A 19,059-nucleotide genomic window follows, 5' to 3' on the forward strand; every position below is an offset into this window, starting at 1 on the left:
AGAGATAATAAATATGAAGGAGAAAATCTTATGAAAAAGGTGCTTAAAACTATTCTTATTGGTGCTGTGGCTTTCAGCCTTGCTATGGGAGTGGGCTGTGGGACCGGTGAAAACAGCAGTCTGGAAAAAGAAAGCTCAAAGGCTGAGGACAGCAGTTCACAGAATAAGCGCAGACCGCTTCGTGACAAGTCTGACTACGGAAAAGTGATAGCCCTCACTTTTGATGACGGCCCTAACACTGACACAACTCCCCTTGTGCTTGACAAGCTTGAAGAACACGGCATTGTGGCTTCGTTTTTCGTTATCGGAAACAACATCACAGACGAGAGTGCAGAGGTCATGAAGCGTGCTTACAACATGGGCTGTGACATTGAAAACCATTCTCAGAGCCACCCTGACATGACAAAAATGACCGCAGAGGAAATAAAGGCCGAGATAGACTTTACTTCCGACAAGGTGGAAGAGGCTGTTGGCGAACGTCCGCAGTTTTTCCGTCCGCCATATATTGCGGTAAATCAGACCATGTTTGACGCTGTGGATATGCCGTTTATATGCGGATACGGCGCAGAGGACTATAACAATGCCATAGGCGTTGAGGAGCGTGTTGAAAAGGTGCTTGCACAGGCTAGGGACGGGGGAATTATCCTGCTTCATGATATGAACGGAAACGTTCAGACAGTTGCAGCCCTTGACAAGATAATCCCTGCCCTCAAAGAACAGGGCTACGAGTTCGTTACCATAACAGAGCTTTTCCACGCAAAGGGAGTTGCCATTGACCCTGACTCCGAGATAATCTACAGCTACGCTGAGCAGACTGAGATGTACGGCTAAAAATGACAAACAAAACCGCCTGAGAGAAATAGCTTCTCAGGCGGTGATTTTTTTATCAAGTAAATCGTGCCCCAGGCTGATCCTCCGGTGGGATAGGCGCTCCGCAATGAGGACATTCTGTACAAGTGTCTACGACATAGGTATAGCCGCAATATTCGCAGGCTTTTTCCTGAGCTGCGTCAGAACAAGGCTTTGCTTTGGCATATTTTCTCGCCTTTGGATTTATGCCTATCATAAGGCAGGCGTGCAGACACACAAATGCCAGAATGGCGATCGAAGTAAATAGCATAGTCCAATTTACTTTACTCTTCATTACGGTAGGCGTCAGGTCGTCAAATGATGTGCTGATAGCCGAGGACACTGTATAGCGTGTTCTCGCCGTGAGATTTTTCTGCAGCTCGTCATTGAAGCTGTTCGTTACTGATTCTGTCAGAACATCATCTGTATCATTGCCCTGCATACCCTCCCAATACCAATCCTCAAAGCCGTCAGAGGAAGAATAGCCGTCAGGAGTAGAGTAAACTATGAGCCAATGGCTCTCGTCCGCAAAGTGGTTCACATACAGATCATAGGCATAATTTTCAAGGTCTGAATAATTCCCCTGCCAATCGGAATTTTCCACTGTTATGACCGCAGGTGAGATACCGGTGCGGTTATAAAATGCCACCAGAGAGTTTCTAAGCTCTGCGGTGTTGCCAAGGACGTTTGCTTTATCCTCCACAACTATTTTATAATCATAGTTCTGGGGAAGCTTATGAGGGTGATGATAAGCCTCGGCAAACATAGAAAATGTGAATATAAAAAACGGCAGATAGAAAAGCAGCATAAGAAATCTCAAAGGACTTCTTTTTTCGGTTATGTCATAATCTGCATAGACATAGACAGGTCTGTGATGATCATAATATACATATCTTCTTGCGTCCGGGAAATAGGTGCTTCTTACGTGGCGTGAGCTTCTTCCTGAGCCTCCGTGTGAATGGCTGCTGTAATGCGAGCCTCCGTGTGATCCTCCTCCGTGAGAGCCGCCTCCCGATGAATGTGGCATTTATTATTTACCCCTTTCTTATTTTTGTGTGGTATCTGCGACAGGCTGTTCTGTTTCCACGTTATGTGGTCTGAGCGGTGCTCCGCAGTGTGGGCACTCATGACAAGTGCCGATAACATAGACATTTCCGCAGTATTCGCAGGTGTCCTCTTTTGCATCATTTGCACATTTCACTGCGCTTCGGTAAGCCTTTTTATTCGTGATAAGCGTCTGATATATCTCATAAACCCCGATACCTGACAGGAGAAATCCCCATATCACGAACAGCCACTCTACATGACCGTCCATAACGTTTGGCGTAGTTTCATCAAAAGCCGCTGCTATAGCAGAGCTGACATCATAACGGCTGTTGGCGGTAAGATATTTCTGCATAAGATCTTTGAAATCGTCTGCTACATCTACAGTTATGATATTGTCGGTATCATCGCCCTGCATACCCTCCCAGTACCAATCGTTAAAATCAGGGTCGGGAGATGCAGGTTCAGAATAAACCACCAGCCAATGCTCCTCGTCGTCAAATTCCGTCACATACATATCATAGGCAAATTCCTCTAGCTTTGAATAGCTTCCCTGCCAATCCTCGTTGTTCACTGTCATTATCTCTACGGGTATACCGGTTTCGTCATAGAAATCAACAATTGCATTCTGCACCTTGTCCATATCATCAATGACCCCTGCCGTATCCTTTATCTCGCAGTGATAAGATGGACTTGTATCCATTTTTTGAGGCTTATCATAGCACATGGCAAGAAGCATGATACCAAAGAGCAGGCTGACAGCACTGCCAAGTATACTGAAAAACTTACCTGAAGCGGTCCCCTTGCGAATATCATAGTCAGCATAGACATAGACAGGATGATAGTTCTCATAGTAGACGTATCTTCTTGCCCCAGGAAAGCTTGTGTGCTTTATGTGTTTAGCGCTCGACCCTCCCGAGCTTGATGAAGAGCCGGAAAAGCCTGAGCCGCTGTGTGACCCTCCGCTGTGAGAGCCTCCCCCTGATGAATGTGGCATTTATTTTTTACCCCTTTCCCCTATACAAATCTACAAGTCTATCAATACTGCACACGCTCGGCTGTGTAGCCGTCTTTTTCAAGCAGGTCGATTATTCCTCCCTCGCCCGCATAGTGTGCCGCACCAACAACATAGAACACGTTCTTGCCCTGAGACATAAGATCCTCGGCAGCTTTTGCCATGTTCTTGTTTCTGTCATAGAGCATTTGCTTATTATAATCCTCGGCGATCTTTTTGTCCTCCTCGGTATAGCCTGCAAGCTCCTCCTCGTTATCTTCCTCAAGGAAGGTTTCGATATCCCCCGACTTCCATGCGGTATAGAGATCTTCAAGAGCCTGCTTCTGGCTCTCCTTAGTTTCCCCTTCGTAGCTTCTGAACATAAGGTCATAGATATCGTCTGAGAAGTTTATGAGCAGATTCATCTGGAAATCCACCGACTCAACTTCATATATCTCCTTACCGTCTGCATGGGCGGTGGTAAGAAGGTAGTTGTCAAGACCCTTTTCCGAGTCAAAGCCGGAATCCTGAATAAGCAGGGTATCAAGGGTGCTTGAAACAGCCCATGGTCTGTAGACCTCCAGGGCGGAGATATCCATGCCCCAATAGCCGAGATATGTTTGCAGTGCTGAATATGCTTCCTCGGAAATATGCTGGCTGAGCTTAGTGTTATCATTATAAAGCATTTGCTTCATAAGATTTTTCATATACTCCCCGTCCTCGCTTGTGGAGGTTATATCGCACTCCACCGCAAGGATATCGGCATTATTATACGCATTTGTTACTGCCTCAGGGAGCGGATAGCACTCGTCTTTCAGTGCATGGAAAGAGCCGAGCATCACCATTGTGTTGCCCTCAGGTGAAGTCACTTTCCACATAGCAGGTGTGATACCGTTCGTCTTTGTATCGTCCGTTACCGCTGATGAACTGTCTGCAACACTGCTGTCAGGTGCAGAAGTGGCAGAAGCTGTACTGCTCGCCTCCCCTGCGGTGGTTGTATCAGCCGTTGTGTCGGATGTTGTAGTTGTGGCTGCCTTTGAGCTGCTGTCGGTCTGTGAGCTGTCAGACACCGCTCCGCATGAGCAGAGAAGTGCGGTGCACATTGCAGCGACTGTAAATAGGCTCAATGTTCTATGTATCTTTTTCATGGTTTTATCTCCTATCTTTATAATAGTATGTTAAAGTATATCACACATCAAAGAAATTTTCAAGTATGGTTACAATTTTGTAATAATCAGGCTTTATTCTCTCTTATACGCTTTTCTATCGTTTCCATATCTATGCCGTATTGTTTAAGGATAGTTTGAGCGAAGCTGTTGTCACGGGGCATTCCACGGACTATCTTATACTTTCGCTCTCCTGTTTCATCATCTGCGTCGGCGACAATGCTTGCAAGCTTTGTTCTGAGGGTACTGTCTTTATTAAGCTCCACGGTCTTGTATGCGATATCCACAAGATGTGTTGCAAAAACTCCTCTTACGCCCATTTTGCAGAATATCCTCAAAAGCTCGCAGGCGACCTCAACACACTCCCTTGGGGTTGTGCTTTGGATAGACTCGTTCATAAGAAGCAGGCTGTTTGCTGTGATAGTGTCGCTTATTTCACGGAACTCTTTTATCTCTGTGGTGAAACGGCTGGTGTCGATACCTGTTTTTTCCTTTTGTGGGAACTGAGTGTAGATATAGTCCACAAGGGATATTTCACAGTATGAAGCAGGCACATAAAGCCCTGTCTGCGCCATTATCTGACACAGACCGACCGCACGGAGAAATGTGGTCTTTCCGCCATTGTTTGCGCCCGTAAGCACATAAAAGCCCTCGCTGTCACCGCCAATGGTGATATCGTTTGTGACAACGGATTTTTTCTCCTTGTGGTCAAGATTATATATTCTGGCTTCACGGAAATAAACAGGGTCAAAGATATCCTTTATGACGGCTTTTCTCTCACCTGCAGGAAGAATTTTCGGACGGCACATTTTAAGCCCCTGATCTTCACAGGCTTCTATCACAGCCACTGCGCCCATATAGTATTCAAGCTGATAGTCTATATAGCGCATATCGGCAATGCCTGCTTTCTGATACTCAGCAAGCACCTTGTCTATCATTTTCACAAAAGTATCAGTAAGATCGCTAAGCTCGTCAAATAGGGTCTTATCCACAGTGTTGATAAGCTTATCGTCAGACACCTCGCTGTCATTATACTTTTTTCTGAGATTTTTCACAACAGACTTATCGTTGAACTTTGCCCCATGGTAAAGTATCCTGTCCACAAGGGACGGCTTTATATCGTAACGCTCTTTTGAAAGCTCTATAATGCCTGCTGAAACAGGAACTAGCCTTTCATCGAGGTTTATTGCCACTGTAACGCTTCGTATGCGGTCATAGAGTGCCTTTTTAAGCTTCTCTATCTCACCCTTCAGGGATATATAATGCTTGTCACCATAATGCTCCTCAAAGAACGCAAAAAGCTTTTTTACGCCCTCTGAGCATATCTTGTCTTTCATTTTTCCATAAAAATCGTGCATTATCTCCATGCACTGTATGTAAGCGTCAAAACCGCTTATGGCATCATCAAGCTGTGAAAAGCTGTCGGGAGTAGTAAGATTATAGATGTTCTTTCTGTCATTTTCCACCATGACGTTTATCACCTTGCGTATGGTGGCAGACAATGACGGAAGCCTTATGAAATCATCAAGGATATCAAGGCGGTAGTTTATTACCTCCTCATCGTCGCAAACCTCACAAAAAAGCCTCATTACACGATACTGGTAATGGGGCGTGATAAAATCAGCCACCTTTTCAAGCTCCAGATTGTCAACAAACGCTCTGGGGAGCTTTTCAAGGGCGGCAGCTCTTTTTTTCATTGCGTTGTGCTTTTCCACAGAGGGATAAAGCAGGTCAGCCACAGGGGCTTTCATATCAAATTCATCAAGTTTTGAAGCCATTTTCGTTTCCTCACTGGTCTTTGGCAAGGGCTTTCAGGTCTATTATTATGCCCACCTTTGCAAGAGCCTTTGACATAAGCTCTGCACTTAGGGGGTAGATATCAGTTTTTCCACACTCGTGGTCATACTCGTATCTGAAAAACTGCACATAGTTCTCCTGATAGTCCTCAGACGTATAAACTTTTCCCATAATATATTTATTTTTTATGGCATAATAGTTCACAGGCTTGAGCCTGAGAATAGCTTTCGGGTCGGCAGACATTTCCGATGCGAGGGTATCAAAGCCCTCGTCAACGTAGTTTATTTTTCTGCACTTCATATCCTTTATTTTCTTTTTCAGAGGCGGCTCGCTCTGAACCTGCTTCTTTTTGAACAGTGAAAACATTTTTACACACCCAGTCTTTCAAAAAGCTGTTTGCGGCAATCTTCTTCAAGCTTATCGTTTATAGGTGCGGGGATATACTTTTCGCCAAGCTTACGGCTCATGCAGTATGAAATAACATAGTCGCTGACCTTTGGATTTTTAGACAGGAGCGGACCGTGGAGATAGGTTGCGATAACGCTTTTTTCCATATAGCCCTCGGTACTGCTTTCAAACTCATTGCCGTTGCCTGAGAGGACTTTTCCGAAGGGCGACTTGACGTTGGTGGTCTGTCCGCCATGGTTTTCAAAGCCTATGACCTTGTATTTTTCTCCGTCAAGCTGAGCCTCGATGACGATATTACCGATACATCTGCATCTTTTATCGGTAGAGGCGACGGTATAGTAATCAAAAAGCCCCAGTCCAGGCACTTTCTCACCGTTTGAGTCCTTATAATACTGACCCATGAGCTGATAGCCGCCGCATATCATCAGGAAAAATGTTCCTGCCTTATAAGCTTCCATGATACTGTCCTTGCAGGAAACAAGGTCATCGGCAAGTATCTGCTGTTCAAAGTCAGCACCGCCGCCAAGATAGATGATATCATACTGGGTGAAATCAGTTTCCTTGTCACCAATAAGATGCTTTGAAACTTCCAGTTCTATGCCACGCATTTTACAGCGGTAAGAAAGCACTTCAACGTTGCCGCTGTCACCGTAGAGGTCAAGCATATTAGGATACATATGAAGAATTTTCAGTTTTTCCATTTTACTTTTCCTCCCCGTTTTCTTTCAGGCTCTTATATCTTTTTATTGCGGCTCTTGTCGGCTGGATAGCAGTATAATTGGCTATGGCAAACTTATCACCCTTTGTGGAGAAGAGTGACGCTGTTGCTTCGTCAAGATCAGGATAAACGAATATCTTGTCAGGGTCATAGCCTGAGCATTTTATTCTTATGGCGATATCATATGCTCTTGTACCGGAAGTCACAACTCGGTCAACGTTATTGAACACGGAGAAGTTTATATCCCATATCCAAGAAACGTCATGGCCGTCTGCAAGGTTATCGTTAAGGACAAAAAGCAGTTCCTTTGAGCCTGCCTGCTCGTTCATCACACGCAGGGTCATATTTGCGCCAACAGGGTTTTTGGCAAGGTTCACAAGAAGGCTTGAGCCGTCAACCTCAAAGCGTTCAAGTCTGCCGTTATTCACCTCGAAATGCTCGAAAGTGTCATGCAATATAGCCTTATCAAAATTATAGAGCTTTGCGGCAGTATAAACAGCCGCCATGTTGTACATATAATAGATACTGTTATGAGCGGTCTTATATGTTTCCCCGTCTGCCTCAAAGGACGGAACAGTCAGGTCAACGTTCTTTATCTCCACCTCAGGCTCGATATTGCCAAAACCACACTTTGGACAATGGAACTTGCCGATATGTGAATACTGATAATAGTCATAGACAAGTTCAGTATCGCAGAAAGGACAAAATTTGCCCTCGCCCACCTCATAAGGCTTATCCGTTGCGCCCTGATATCTGTCAACGCTGAAATAGTGGATATTCTTGTTATTAGGGTTAGCAAGCCCAAGTCTTGCCACGTTTGGGTCATCGGCATTGAGGACAACGTTGCCCTCAAATGTTTCAAGGAACTTTTTCACCTTGAGTATGAGTGTTTCCACCTCGCCGTTTCTGTCAAGCTGGTCACGGAAGAAATTCAGCAGAACAAGGGTCTGCAAATTGAGCTTTGAATAGACCACAGGAACATGGGACTCGTCAGTTTCAAGCACGAGATAATCGGCGTGTACTCTTCCCCTCATATCGCAGTGATTTAGCAAAAGTGAGCATATTCCCGTATCAAGATTGTTGCCCTCCGGGTTTGTGATTATCTTCTTTCCACCGCTTGCAAAAATGTGGCTGAGATAGTTTGTAACAGAGGTCTTGCCGTTGGTGCCTGTGACAGCAACGATAGGGCAATCCACTTTGAAAGCCTTCAGGCAGTCTTTATTTATAGTCCACAGCACAAGCCCAGGAAAGTTGCCTGCGTCCCTGCCAAGCAGGTGCAGAGTTTTTACCATAAGCTTGCCGAAAATAATGGTGAAAGCATTTTTTAAACTCATTTATGTATCTCCTATTAAAATAAAGTCGTATAAAATAATAATAGACCATAACGCCCATAATGTCAAGCATTTTCGCACTTTGCAAACAAAAAAACACCGCACAAAGACGATAGGCGCCCCTTGTGCGGTGTTGGCTTCTATATAATTTTTGAGAGAAAATCTTTCAAACGCTGATTTTCAGGGTGTGCAAAGAACTCTGACGGCCTGTTCTGCTCAAGTATTTTTCCGTCTGCCATAAACAGAACTCTCGAAGCAACCTCCCTTGCAAAGCCCATTTCGTGGGTAACGACAACCATTGTCATTCCGTCGTTTGCAAGCTGTTTCATAAGCTCCAGCACCTCGCCCACCATTTCAGGGTCAAGTGCTGAAGTCGGCTCGTCAAAAAGCATTACTTCAGGATTCATCGCCAGTGAACGTGCGATGGCTATTCTCTGCTTCTGACCGCCTGAGAGCCTTGAAGGATACTCGTCAGCCTTATCAGGCAGACCAACTCTTTCCAAAAGCTCTTCCGCCTTTTTGTCGGCTTCATCGGCTGTCATAAGGCCAAGCTTCACAGGGGCAAGAGTGATATTCTTTTTTATTGTAAGATGTGGGAAGAGGTTGAAATGCTGAAAAACCATGCCCATTCTCTGTCTGAGCTTGTTCATTTCATGCTCGTTCGCCTGAGTGATGTTCTCGCCCTCGAAGAATATATCACCTGAGGTCGGCTTTTCCATAAGGTTAAGACAGCGGAGAAAGGTGGACTTTCCTGAGCCTGACGGACCAACGATAACGACCTTTTCGCCCTTGTCGATAGTTTCGTTTATATCTTTCAGCACTTCGACCTCGCCGAAAGACTTGCTGAGATGTTTAACGTCTATCACTTTGCGACAGCCTCCTTTCAAGCTTTCCTACCAGATGAGTAAGCACAACTACCATTATAAGGTAAATAAGTGCAACTGTTATAAGCGGCATGAATGCCGAGAACGTCTGAGAACGGATTATATCTCCGCCCTTTGTAAGGTCCTGAATTGCGATATATCCTGCAACAGAGGTTTCTTTAAGCAAAACTATGCACTCGTTTGCAAGGGCAGGCAGAACAGTTTTAAAAGCCTGCGGAAGAACTATTGTTATCATTGTCTGACGATAGCTAAGGCCAAGGCTTCTTCCTGCTTCAAACTGACCGTTATCAACTGACATGATACCTGAACGGACTATCTCAGCCACATATGCGCCTGAGTTCACGCCGAATGCAAGCACAGCCACAAGAGTCTTGTCTATGTTCACGCTTCCAAAAATAACAAAATATGTTATAAGGAGCTGAACTACCATAGGAGTTCCTCTTATCACTGTAAGATACACTCTGCAAAGGGCGTTTAGTATCTTCATTTTGCCTGTCTTATCATGAGTAGAGCGGACTATAGCCACAAGAAATCCCAACACAAAGCCAAGTATGACCGCAAAGAAGGTTATGATAAGTGTTGTTTTAAGGCCATTGGTAAGATAATGCCAACGGCTCTCGTCCAAAAAATTTTGCTGGAAATCGTCGATCAATTTGTTCAATTCAGCACTTCCTGTTCTTTATCAAAATAATTTCGGCTGCCGCTCTACGACAGCCGAAGTGTGAAAAATTATTTCTTTCTTACGATTATTACCTGACTTGATGATGTGTAAGTGTCAGAGAAAAGAACGTTTTTCTCTCTGTCAGGTGTAACTGTCATACCTGCAACGCCAACGTCTGCCTTGCCTGACTGAACGGCTGAGATGATAGAATCAAATGCCATATCGTCTATCTTAAGCTCATAACCAAGCTTGTCGCAAACTGCCTGCATCATATCAGCGTCGATACCAACGACCTTATCGTTCTCCTTGCTCTCGTATGGAGGGAACTCAGCGTTTGTTGCCATTACAAGCGTACCCTTATCTCTGCTAACATTATCAGGGGACTTGTATGGGTTCTTGCCAGCGTCCTCGCCAACGTAGTTTGCCTTGATAGCGTCAAGTGTTCCGTCAGCCTTAAGCTCCTTGAGAGCACCGTTTATCGCCTGCTGAAGCTCAGTGTTGTCAAGCTTCATCGCGATAGCGTATTCTTCCTCAGCAAAAGGCTCGTCAAGTATTTCAAGATCGTCATTCTTCTCAACGAAAACCTTAGCAGGTTCAGCGTCGATTATAACGGCGTCTATCTTGCCCTGCTTCAGAGCCTGAACAGCGTCAGCGCCCTTGTTGTATTTTTCTACCTTAGCGTCCTTAACGTCCTCGGCATAAATATCGCCTGTTGTTCCAAGCTGAACACCGATAGTCTTGCCCTCCAGATCGTCAACGCTGTGAACTGTATTAGCAGGCACTCCGCAGCCTGCAAGCATTGTAACGCTCATTGCCACTGCAATAAGTCCTGCTGCAAATTTCTTCATAACATACATTCCTTTCAAAAATTGATAGCGACAGCCCTACGATACCGACTGTGCATAAACCTATATCATATATTATAACTGAACACACGGCTTTTTGCAATAGCTTTTATCAGTGATTTGATATATAAATTATGAATTTTTTGTTTTGCCAAACCATTTTAGTAAACAAAAAAGGTATCCACCCAATGGGGACACCTCTTTGTGAAAATCAGCTTAGAAATCCATTGTGAACTGAACTCTGTGGTTGCCGTCTGCGTCATCATCTATCATTTCAGCCTTTACGATAGTGATAGGCGTAACAGGCTTTGACTGTGCGTTATCTGAACCTGTTGTTCTCTCCACCTTGAGGAAGTCATCAACAACGTCCATGCCCTCTGTTACCATGCCGAAAGCCGCATACTGTCCGTCAAGGAAGGTATCCTTATCGCTGTAGCAGATAAAGAACTGGCTTGAAGCACTGTCCATATCGCTTGCTCTTGCCATTGAAACAACGCCTCTTGTATGGCTCAGGCTGTTTTCAACGCCATTTGCTGAGAACTCGCCCTTGATAGTTTCCTTGCTTCCGCCTGTGCCGTCACCGTTGGGGTCACCGCCCTGTGCCATAAAGCCGTCTACGACTCTATGGAAAGTAAGTCCGTCATAGAACTTTTCCTTCACCAGCTTCTCGAAGTTCTCGCAGGTTATAGGTGCGTCATTGGCATAAAGCGTGATAACGAACTTCTTGTCAGTGTCAGCCGCAGAGGTCTGTGATGAGCTGTCACCCTTATCTCCGCAGGCTGTAAGAACTGCGCAGGCAAGCACGCCTGCTGTGCAAAGAGCCAATGCTCTGAATAGCTTTTTAAGTTTCATTTTTATCGTCCTTTCGATCATTATTAATGGCACTTCTGCCTTTTCACTAGCCTATTATAGCACCTCACTGCAAAAAAATCAACATCAGACCATGTTTTTCACATAATTTTCATCATACGAAGCCTAAAGTTGGCTTATTTAATATTGATTTTTGACTCTTAATGGAGTATAATTATAATGTTTTTTAAAGAAAAATATAAAAACTATGTTATGTATGGAGGACTGAACAAAATGGATAAGCTGAAAAAAGCTCTGCCTTTTATCATCCCGCCTCTGGCTGTATTGCTCATAATGGGGTTTGCTTTTTATCGGCATGGGCTTTACCCTTTCGGTGACGGCACTGTATCATGGTGCGATATGTCACAGCAGGTAATACCTCTGCTCACCGACTTCAAGGATATTTTCTCAGGCAAGGACGGAATGTTCCTTAACTTCCACAATGCAGGAGGAATGGACCTGTGGGGCGTTTTCTTCTTCTTTATCGCAAGCCCCTACACCTTGCTTGTGCTTTTTGTTGACAAGGCTGACATAATCTACCTCGTCAACATTCTCACAGTGCTTAAAATGATGACAGCGGCTGTAACGGCGCAGATATATTTCCGCTCCTGTCAAAAAAAGCTCGACCCTTACATTGGCGCTGTACTCAGCGTCATATACGCATTCTGCGGCTATGGAATGTTCTATTATCAGAACAACATATGGCTTGACATGATGTATCTTTTCCCTCTTCTTATGGTGGCATTCAGGGAGCTTTTCGAGAAAAAGCGCATTATCCCATACACTGTCATGCTCACACTTATGATGATAGTGAACTACTACATCAGCTACATGATAGTTGTTTTCATAATGATTTTCATGGCTCTTTGCTGCTGGCGTTACCGCAAGGAGGAAAAATACAAGGACGTTCCATGCAGATTTGTTATAGGTTCGCTTCTTGGCGCATTGCTTTCAGCGGTGGTATGGATACCATGCTTCCTGCAATTCTTGTCAAGCGGACGTTCTAAATCAGTTATCCAACAGCTCGAAACCGCCTCATTCATCACAAACTACAACACCACATTCTGCCTGCTGTTGTCAACGGCTTCGGTGATAGTGATAGTTGCGGTGTTTCTTCTTGACGGCAAAAAGAGAAGCAAGCGTCTTAACACCGACCTTATAATGCTCTTTTTGATGCTCGTACCTATTTTAATAGAGCCTGCGAACCTTATGTGGCACACAGGAAGCTATATGTCGTTCCCATGCAGATACGCTTTCATTACCATATTCTTTGCACTTATCTGCGCAGGATATTTTCTTTCATCGGAAAACGCAGTGGCAAAAGGAAAGAAACACTGCGACCACTTTGTTATTTTCCTGATACTAGCGGCACTTATCTACGGCTTTTACAACTTCTCTGAGGGCTTTGTTGAGAACAATCGTGACGGAATGTCAAAATACACTAAAAGCCTTTGGCAGGACAGCACCGCCTTTGAGCTTTGCCTTGAATTTTTCATTGTGGCGGCGGCTTTCTATACTGTTATCGTTCTGCTGCACAAAAAGGGCTGGATATCAAAGAAGATATTTGCGATCTTCCTTGCAATGTTCGTTGCGGCTGAGTCCTACGCAAACGTGAATATTTATATGGTATCCCCTAGCGTGAACAATCCACAGCGTGCGGCTAATCATCAGAAGATAATGGATCTTTCAGACAGACTTGACGAAACAGAGGGCTTTTACAGAGTAAAGACCGCAAGCAAGCTTTTCGAGGTCAATCTGGTCGGCTCAATGGGCTACAATTCCCTGAGCCACTACACCTCCCTCACAAGCCGTGATTATATGTACATGATGAAGCAGCTTGGTTACTCCTCTTACTGGATGGAGGTAGGCTCATATGGCGGAACGGAGCTTACTGACGCTTTGCTGTCAGTAAAATATCTTATTGAAAAAAGTACAGGCTCGGCTGACGCTGTATATTCAAACGATACCTACGAGATAGTGCCGACAGAATACTATCTCCCCCTTGGCATTGTGACCGACGCTGACCTGAGCGGCAGCGAGGAACTTTCCACAGGCACAAGAAGCAACGTTCAGAAGAAGCTTTTTGAACAGCTTTTCGGTGGCAACGGCGACGAGCTTATCACAGACTACGAATACACCACGATCTATGGTGTGCAGGACGACAGTAACTTTAAGCCGAACTACACCCTCACTACTACTAGCGATGTAGCCTACATGGACTACAGCATAGATGTGACAGACAAGCAGACACTTTATTTTGACTGCTTCGACAAGCTTTCAAACAGCCTCAGCGAGGATATAAACGGAAGCTTCATGGTAACAGTGAATGGTCAGGTAATGCAGATGGATTATCCGTCACAATCGAGCAACGGGCTTTTGAAGCTTGGAGAATTTGAAAATGAACACGTCAACGTGCGTGTGACCTTGAAAAAAGGCATCACAGGCTGCCGTTCCTATGGCGTTTTCGGGCTTCACCACAATGTGCTTGAAAAGACGCTTGAACAGGTTCAGACCGCAGGTCTTACAGACAGTGACGGCAAGCTTTCAGGAAGCGTGAACGCAAAGGCAGGACAGAAATGTGTGCTTCAGATACCATATCAGGAGGGTCTGAAAATAAAGGTCAACGGCAAGGCTGTTTCATATGACAAGGTTTTCGGTGACCTTGTAAGCTTTGACTTGCAGGAGGGTGAGAACACAATAACTGTAACAAGCGTGCCAAAGGGCTTTTATGCAGGTCTTGCACTGACTATCGCAGGCATTGCGCTGACAGCAGGATATTTCTTCATAAGAAAGAAACTGAAATTCGGAGAAACTATGGAATCCGCTGCACTTGCGGCTGTTATCGGTGCAGGAGCTATAGTGATCATAGTGGTTTATATTGCACCTTGCATACTGAATATTTATAGCTGATAAAAAAATAATATAGGGCAGAACAATAATTAAGATGTCCCCTACACAACAAAAAACTGCGGATAGCATTTTGCCGTCCGCAGTTTTTATTTTATCCGAATTTACTTATGCTCCTCCAGATACTTTTCAGTATCCATTGGATAGCATTTCAGGTTTGGAAGCTCGTCAAGGGTGAGAACTCTTTCACTGTTATAGATCTTGTTCCACTCATCAAATGTGGTGTACTGATCTGAAAGCTGTTTATCCTTGATACAGAACTCGCCGTTCCATGTACTGAACCACGCCCAGCGTGTGCCGTCGTTGAATGCTCCGTCAGGGTCGAACATCGAACCGTTCTCTGTCATTGCGATTATCTTGTTTGTGGATGTGCTTGACTTCACAAGGTCATAATACCACTTCTGTGAAGAGCTGTCCTGCTCTGCAGGATAACAGTCATAGCCCATGATGTCAACATACTCATCACCCGGATACCAGTCAGGATTCTGTGCGTTCCATACCCAGATCAGGTTGTTAAGACCATACTCGTTTGTGAACTTGTCATACATGAGCTGCCAAAGCTGAATGTATGCGTCCTTTCCTGCTGAACCCCACCAGAACCATGCGTTGCCGGGATACTTAGGGTCGCCTGCCGCCTCGTGGAGAGGTCGCCAAAGTATAGGCACGTTTGCGTCTGCAAGCTCTTTAAGCACCCCTGCCATATGGTCAAGGTCAGCTATGATAGAATCGTAGCCCTCTTTATCCTCGCCGCTGAGAGCCTTTGCAAGGTCGAAGTCTGTATATTCAGAATAGAAGCCCTGCCACCATGCTCCGCCGTTCTTTTCCAGGTTTTTCTCAGGGGCATACCAATGCCAGCAAAGTGAAACTATTCCGTTTTCATTGTTGTACCAATCCATAGCCTGCAATGGCACCATATCTCCGCCGCCTGCGCCATGTGAAAGTGCGCTGTTTGAAAGGTTTGAAACGTCAAGACCAAGTATAGCAGGCGTCTTGCCTGTGTGCTTCTTTATCTCCTTGAACTCACGGCAGTCCTTGCCCTCGTTATCTCCTGAAAACTGACCTGAGATAGTATACTTGCCATAAACGTCCGTAAGGAAGTTATAAAGTCTTTTTGCCTCGTCAGAAGCGTTAGGGTTTGAAAGCTGATTTGATACCTCATACTGTGAAAGGTCGATAGCAGGAGCTGGGGTTATCTTTATCCTGTCGATATAGATATGACCATTGTCGCCCTTTATGCCTATCTTATGAGTACCCTCGTCGATAAGCACGTTTTCAGCCACAGTGTCGCCAAACTCTGTTGTGGTTGATGTGAAGTTCGTGAGTGCCGCACCGTCAACAGTGATAAGATTCGACTGACCCTCGCCGTCTGCTGCCATTGTGAGAGTAATATTATAGCTTCCCTTTGCAGGAAAATCTATCTCGAACTCCGCCATATCTCCTGATGAGCCTATAGAAACGAAGCCGTCGCCAGAAAACTTACCAAGAAAATTCTTATCAAGCACTGCCGCACCTCCCGAAAGAGTTCCTTTTTCCGCCTCGGACTCGTAGCTGAAATCCTCAGGAACGTCGTACTCTGTTGTTACGTCTGAAAGGTCGATGTTGCCCATATCTTCAACGACAGGGGCTGTTGTAGTGGTAGTCTCACCTGCTGACGAGCTGCCTGAGCTGCTGTTTCCTGTGCTGCTGCAGCCTGCTGCCGCACAAGCGATAAGCACTGCCATAGCGGCAGCAACTGTTCTTTTCATTATTTCACGCATAATGTTCTCCTTATCATTAATAATTAAAATATTCAAATTTTTATAAAGCCAAGCTTTGCGAAGCTCTCGCCTTTAGGCTTTATATTCCATACTTTTAAATATATCATATAAAAAACCATTGTCAATAGCCATTTTCAATGTTTAACATCATGTTCAAAATTGATAACGTTTACTTTTATTTGAACTAAAAAAATATGAACCCAAATGGTATCGGGTTCATATTTTCATATAGAAATATATTATTTTCTGAGAAACGTTCTATATACCCAGCGGGTGAATTTTCTGGGAAATATAAACAAGCCAAGCTGTAAAGCGCATGGCATGAAAAAATCACGGAAGCCCGTATACCCTGAGCGATGTATTATCCACCTCACACGAATGAAAGCCTTTGTATGCTCCCAGCTTTTGCGTGTATCCACAGTATTTTCATCTATGCGGTAGCGCACAAGCACCTCGGGTATATTCTGCCCCTTTGCGCCATGCTGTAACATTCGTGCGATAAACTCATAGTCCTCGCACATTTTAAGGTCACTGTAACCGCCTATCTTTTCCGCAAAGGACTTGCGAAAAGCCACAGACTGCCTGTTGAAAGGGTTGCGTCGTTTGGAATATGAAGCGATATCCTTATGCATGACAGGCACTTTTTTCACCGAAACCACCTCATCAGTGTCAGTGTCGAACTCCTCCACATATGTGCCGATGATATCAAGCTTAGGCTTCACCGCAAAAAGGGTCATCTGCTTCAAGCAGCGGTTAGGGAGAGATATATCGTCGCTGTCCATTTTCACGATATAATCGCATTTACACGCCTTTATGCCCTCGTTGTAAGCCTTTCCAACGCCCACGTTCTCGTCTATCTGAACGATATGGAAAATATGCTTGAACTCGTCTTGAAAAGACTTCACGATGATATTAAGCTCGCAGGTGAGCTTGCCGTCGCACACAAGCACGAAGTCAGAGGGAGGATATGACTGCATGAGCATAGACTCAAGACTCTCGTTAAGGTTCTCAGGAAGCTCACGGTCATACACCGACATAAGCACACTGTATTCAGGCAGCGTATATTTTCCAACACGATACGTCATAAAATCCCTCCCCTGCATTATTATCAACTCAATTATACTATAACAGCTCCAAAAAGTCAACTACGACCAACAAAGTATACTATTTATATAGTACAGACCAATACACAAAAAAAGACCGCCCCATTCGGAACGGTCTTGTAAGCTACTTTGAAAAATTAGCCAAGCTTCTTAGCAAGCTGTGATACCTTTCTTGCAGCAGCATTCTTATGCATAATGCCCTTTGTGCAAGCCATATCTACCTTCTTGATAGCAGCTCTTACTACTTCTTCCTTGTTTTCTGCGTTCTCAGCTACAGCAGCGTCAGCCTTCTTGAGTGCAGTTTTAAGATCAGACTTTACAGCCTTGTTTCTCATTGTCTTAGTGTTGATAACCTTGACTCTCTTCTTAGCGGATTTAATGTTTGGCATACCGACACCTCCCTCATTCTGTATAAATTTGCACTTATTTGCACAAGCTATCCGCAGACTGAGAGGAAATGCGGAAAGCCCTTTAAACAAGCCTTGTAAAATATTTTACCACATTTCAAAAGAAATTGCAAGGGGGTTTACTGAAAAAAATATAGAAATTTTGCAGTCTAAATTGTAGGAACACACAAAAACTTACACGATATCACAGAAAGGTGAATAAAATGAGCATTAGAACGGATATGGCGGCGGAGAGCTTTTCTCAGGCAGGCGGTGCGGAAAAGCTTCAGGGAGTGAAAGTCAAAAACAAGGTTATTGAAAACGCTAGGCTTGAGGTAACGGACATCACCATAGAAACACAGGAAGCCGCCGAAAAGCTTGGCAGACCTGTCGGCAGATACATCACCCTTACCGCCACAGATTCAACATTCGATATGTACAGCGACAGTTTTCGTGAGCGTGCAGAAGTCATAGCAAAAGCCATAGGGGAGCTTTGCGGTGGTTGTGAACGTTTTTTGGCAGTAGGACTTGGGAACTATGCCCTGACTTCCGACGCTGTTGGTCCTCTTACCGCTGAAAAGATCTTCGCTACCCGCCATATAAAAAGCCTTGCAAAAGAGATTGATACTGACGATCTGGGCGAGGTCACAGTGATACAGACAGGAGTGCTTGGAAACACGGGAATAGAATCCTCAGAGCAGGTAAAAGCAATCGCGGAGCGTGTAACACCGCAGGCTGTTATTGCAGTTGACGCACTGGCTTGCAGCGAGCTTACCAACCTTGGCAGGACAATACAGCTTTGCAACACCGGCATTTCTCCGGGAAGCGGAGTCGAAAACGCACGAAAAGAGCTTTCGCTTTCGACCCTCGGGGTAAAGTGCATTGCCATAGGCGTGCCAACGGTCATAGATCTTTGCACTGCCGCACAGCACATTTTCGGTCAGGCCGCACCTGAAAGCTCCGAAAACATCATGGTCGCTCCGAAAACTGCTGACAAACTTTCGGAAAACTGCGCAAAGCTCATTGCAATGGGCATAAACCGTGCCGTTCACCCTGCCCTGTCGCAAGAGGACATTCAATCTCTCACCTGCTGACAAAAGACAGGTGGTACGGTAATGTAAAACCTGTATACAACAATTGTAAACTTTTTATTAATATGTATGAGTGAAATTGCGAAAACGTTTTCTGAAAACGAATACTCACACAAATTCAACACACCTTTGTCATAATCAACAAAAACGCTTGAGCTTTATATTGCAAAATGCTGATTGACTAAATTTAAACTTTTTGTTATCATTAGTAAGGACGAAAAATAAGCGTTATGGTAAGCGTTGTCGGGTAACAATGCTTGTCGATCGTA

At 44.7% G+C, this 19,059-nt stretch carries 17 protein-coding genes; 3 read left to right on the plus strand and 14 right to left on the minus strand.

Annotation, left to right across the window (positions count from 1 at the left end; genetic code table 11):
* Positions 1-30 precede the first annotated feature (30 nt).
* Complete coding sequence (locus DWW81_RS01880) at positions 31-831, plus strand: polysaccharide deacetylase family protein (RefSeq protein ID WP_242989590.1); 801 nt, start codon at positions 31-33, stop codon at positions 829-831.
* A 55-nt stretch (positions 832-886) separates the two neighbouring features.
* Here the strand turns inward: DWW81_RS01880 and DWW81_RS01885 are convergent, their stop codons facing one another.
* The 11 genes from DWW81_RS01885 to DWW81_RS01935 form a co-directional block, all read right to left on the minus strand.
* A complete protein-coding gene (locus DWW81_RS01885; RefSeq protein ID WP_117897394.1) occupies positions 887-1,876 on the minus strand; it encodes a TPM domain-containing protein in 990 nt (329 codons plus the stop codon).
* A gap of 18 nt (positions 1,877-1,894) precedes the next feature.
* Positions 1,895-2,890, minus strand: a complete 996-nt coding sequence (locus DWW81_RS01890; RefSeq protein WP_117897393.1) for a hypothetical protein — start codon at positions 2,888-2,890, stop codon at positions 1,895-1,897.
* A 41-nt stretch (positions 2,891-2,931) separates the two neighbouring features.
* A complete protein-coding gene (locus DWW81_RS01895) occupies positions 2,932-4,035 on the minus strand; it encodes a TraB/GumN family protein (RefSeq protein WP_117897392.1) in 1,104 nt (367 codons plus the stop codon).
* 86 nt (positions 4,036-4,121) lie between these two features.
* Complete coding sequence (locus tag DWW81_RS01900) at positions 4,122-5,831, minus strand: DNA mismatch repair protein MutS (protein ID WP_117897391.1); 1,710 nt, start codon at positions 5,829-5,831, stop codon at positions 4,122-4,124.
* 10 nt (positions 5,832-5,841) lie between these two features.
* Positions 5,842-6,216: a hypothetical protein gene (locus DWW81_RS01905; protein WP_242989589.1), complete on the minus strand. Its 375-nt coding sequence runs from the start codon at positions 6,214-6,216 to the stop codon at positions 5,842-5,844.
* 2 nt (positions 6,217-6,218) lie between these two features.
* Positions 6,219-6,959, minus strand: coding sequence for a glutamine amidotransferase (locus tag DWW81_RS01910; RefSeq protein ID WP_038672291.1), 741 nt, complete (start codon positions 6,957-6,959; stop codon positions 6,219-6,221).
* A 1-nt stretch (position 6,960) separates the two neighbouring features.
* The gene (locus tag DWW81_RS01915) at positions 6,961-8,310 is read right to left on the minus strand and encodes a MurT ligase domain-containing protein (protein ID WP_038672293.1); all 1,350 of its coding nucleotides are present in this window, start codon (positions 8,308-8,310) and stop codon (positions 6,961-6,963) included.
* Between the two features lie 137 nt (positions 8,311-8,447).
* On the minus strand, positions 8,448-9,173 hold the full coding sequence (locus DWW81_RS01920) for an amino acid ABC transporter ATP-binding protein (protein WP_117897390.1): 726 nt from the start codon (positions 9,171-9,173) through the stop codon (positions 8,448-8,450).
* Complete coding sequence (locus DWW81_RS01925) at positions 9,160-9,852, minus strand: amino acid ABC transporter permease (RefSeq protein ID WP_117877813.1); 693 nt, start codon at positions 9,850-9,852, stop codon at positions 9,160-9,162. The genes DWW81_RS01920 and DWW81_RS01925 overlap by 14 nt, the downstream gene beginning before the upstream one ends.
* Positions 9,853-9,920: 68 nt before the next feature.
* Positions 9,921-10,700, minus strand: coding sequence for a transporter substrate-binding domain-containing protein (locus DWW81_RS01930; RefSeq protein WP_117897389.1), 780 nt, complete (start codon positions 10,698-10,700; stop codon positions 9,921-9,923).
* Between the two features lie 213 nt (positions 10,701-10,913).
* Entirely contained in the window at positions 10,914-11,549 is a 636-nt protein-coding gene (locus tag DWW81_RS01935) for a peptidylprolyl isomerase (RefSeq protein ID WP_117897388.1), read from the minus strand.
* Positions 11,550-11,780: 231 nt separating this feature from the next.
* Here DWW81_RS01935 and DWW81_RS01940 point away from each other — a divergent pair, with 231 nt between their 5' ends.
* A complete protein-coding gene (locus DWW81_RS01940) occupies positions 11,781-14,456 on the plus strand; it encodes a YfhO family protein (RefSeq protein ID WP_181982643.1) in 2,676 nt (891 codons plus the stop codon).
* A 101-nt stretch (positions 14,457-14,557) separates the two neighbouring features.
* Here DWW81_RS01940 and DWW81_RS01945 read toward each other — a convergent pair whose 3' ends face one another.
* From DWW81_RS01945 to rpsT, 3 genes are all read right to left on the minus strand, one after another.
* Positions 14,558-16,210: a glycosyl hydrolase gene (locus DWW81_RS01945; protein WP_117897386.1), complete on the minus strand. Its 1,653-nt coding sequence runs from the start codon at positions 16,208-16,210 to the stop codon at positions 14,558-14,560.
* Between the two features lie 239 nt (positions 16,211-16,449).
* Complete coding sequence (locus tag DWW81_RS01950; protein ID WP_022287632.1) at positions 16,450-17,295, minus strand: glycosyltransferase; 846 nt, start codon at positions 17,293-17,295, stop codon at positions 16,450-16,452.
* Positions 17,296-17,450: 155 nt separating this feature from the next.
* Positions 17,451-17,702, minus strand: a complete 252-nt coding sequence (rpsT, locus tag DWW81_RS01955; protein ID WP_022287631.1) for a 30S ribosomal protein S20 — start codon at positions 17,700-17,702, stop codon at positions 17,451-17,453.
* A 221-nt stretch (positions 17,703-17,923) separates the two neighbouring features.
* Here rpsT and gpr point away from each other — a divergent pair, with 221 nt between their 5' ends.
* On the plus strand, positions 17,924-18,793 hold the full coding sequence (gene gpr / locus DWW81_RS01960) for a GPR endopeptidase (protein ID WP_117897385.1): 870 nt from the start codon (positions 17,924-17,926) through the stop codon (positions 18,791-18,793).
* The last annotated feature ends 266 nt before the right edge of the window (positions 18,794-19,059 follow it).

The organism is Ruminococcus sp. AF17-1AC, assembly GCF_003461385.1.
Classification (GTDB): Bacteria; Bacillota; Clostridia; order Oscillospirales; family Ruminococcaceae; genus Hominimerdicola; species Hominimerdicola aceti.

Coding starts and splice junctions, on each gene's coding strand:
- DWW81_RS01900 (WP_117897391.1), bottom strand. CDS start 5,831: ATGGCTTCAAAACTTGATGAATTTGATATGAAAGCCCCTGTGGCTGAC.
- DWW81_RS01945 (WP_117897386.1), bottom strand. CDS start 16,210: ATGCGTGAAATAATGAAAAGAACAGTTGCTGCCGCTATGGCAGTGCTT.
- DWW81_RS01930 (WP_117897389.1), bottom strand. CDS start 10,700: ATGAAGAAATTTGCAGCAGGACTTATTGCAGTGGCAATGAGCGTTACA.
- DWW81_RS01940 (WP_181982643.1), top strand. CDS start 11,781: ATGGATAAGCTGAAAAAAGCTCTGCCTTTTATCATCCCGCCTCTGGCT.
- DWW81_RS01950 (WP_022287632.1), bottom strand. CDS start 17,295: ATGACGTATCGTGTTGGAAAATATACGCTGCCTGAATACAGTGTGCTT.
- DWW81_RS01910 (WP_038672291.1), bottom strand. CDS start 6,959: ATGGAAAAACTGAAAATTCTTCATATGTATCCTAATATGCTTGACCTC.
- DWW81_RS01905 (WP_242989589.1), bottom strand. CDS start 6,216: ATGTTTTCACTGTTCAAAAAGAAGCAGGTTCAGAGCGAGCCGCCTCTG.
- gpr (WP_117897385.1), top strand. CDS start 17,924: ATGAGCATTAGAACGGATATGGCGGCGGAGAGCTTTTCTCAGGCAGGC.
- DWW81_RS01890 (WP_117897393.1), bottom strand. CDS start 2,890: ATGCCACATTCATCAGGGGGAGGCTCTCACAGCGGAGGGTCACACAGC.
- DWW81_RS01895 (WP_117897392.1), bottom strand. CDS start 4,035: ATGAAAAAGATACATAGAACATTGAGCCTATTTACAGTCGCTGCAATG.
- DWW81_RS01885 (WP_117897394.1), bottom strand. CDS start 1,876: ATGCCACATTCATCGGGAGGCGGCTCTCACGGAGGAGGATCACACGGA.
- DWW81_RS01935 (WP_117897388.1), bottom strand. CDS start 11,549: ATGAAACTTAAAAAGCTATTCAGAGCATTGGCTCTTTGCACAGCAGGC.
- DWW81_RS01915 (WP_038672293.1), bottom strand. CDS start 8,310: ATGAGTTTAAAAAATGCTTTCACCATTATTTTCGGCAAGCTTATGGTA.
- DWW81_RS01880 (WP_242989590.1), top strand. CDS start 31: ATGAAAAAGGTGCTTAAAACTATTCTTATTGGTGCTGTGGCTTTCAGC.
- rpsT (WP_022287631.1), bottom strand. CDS start 17,702: ATGCCAAACATTAAATCCGCTAAGAAGAGAGTCAAGGTTATCAACACT.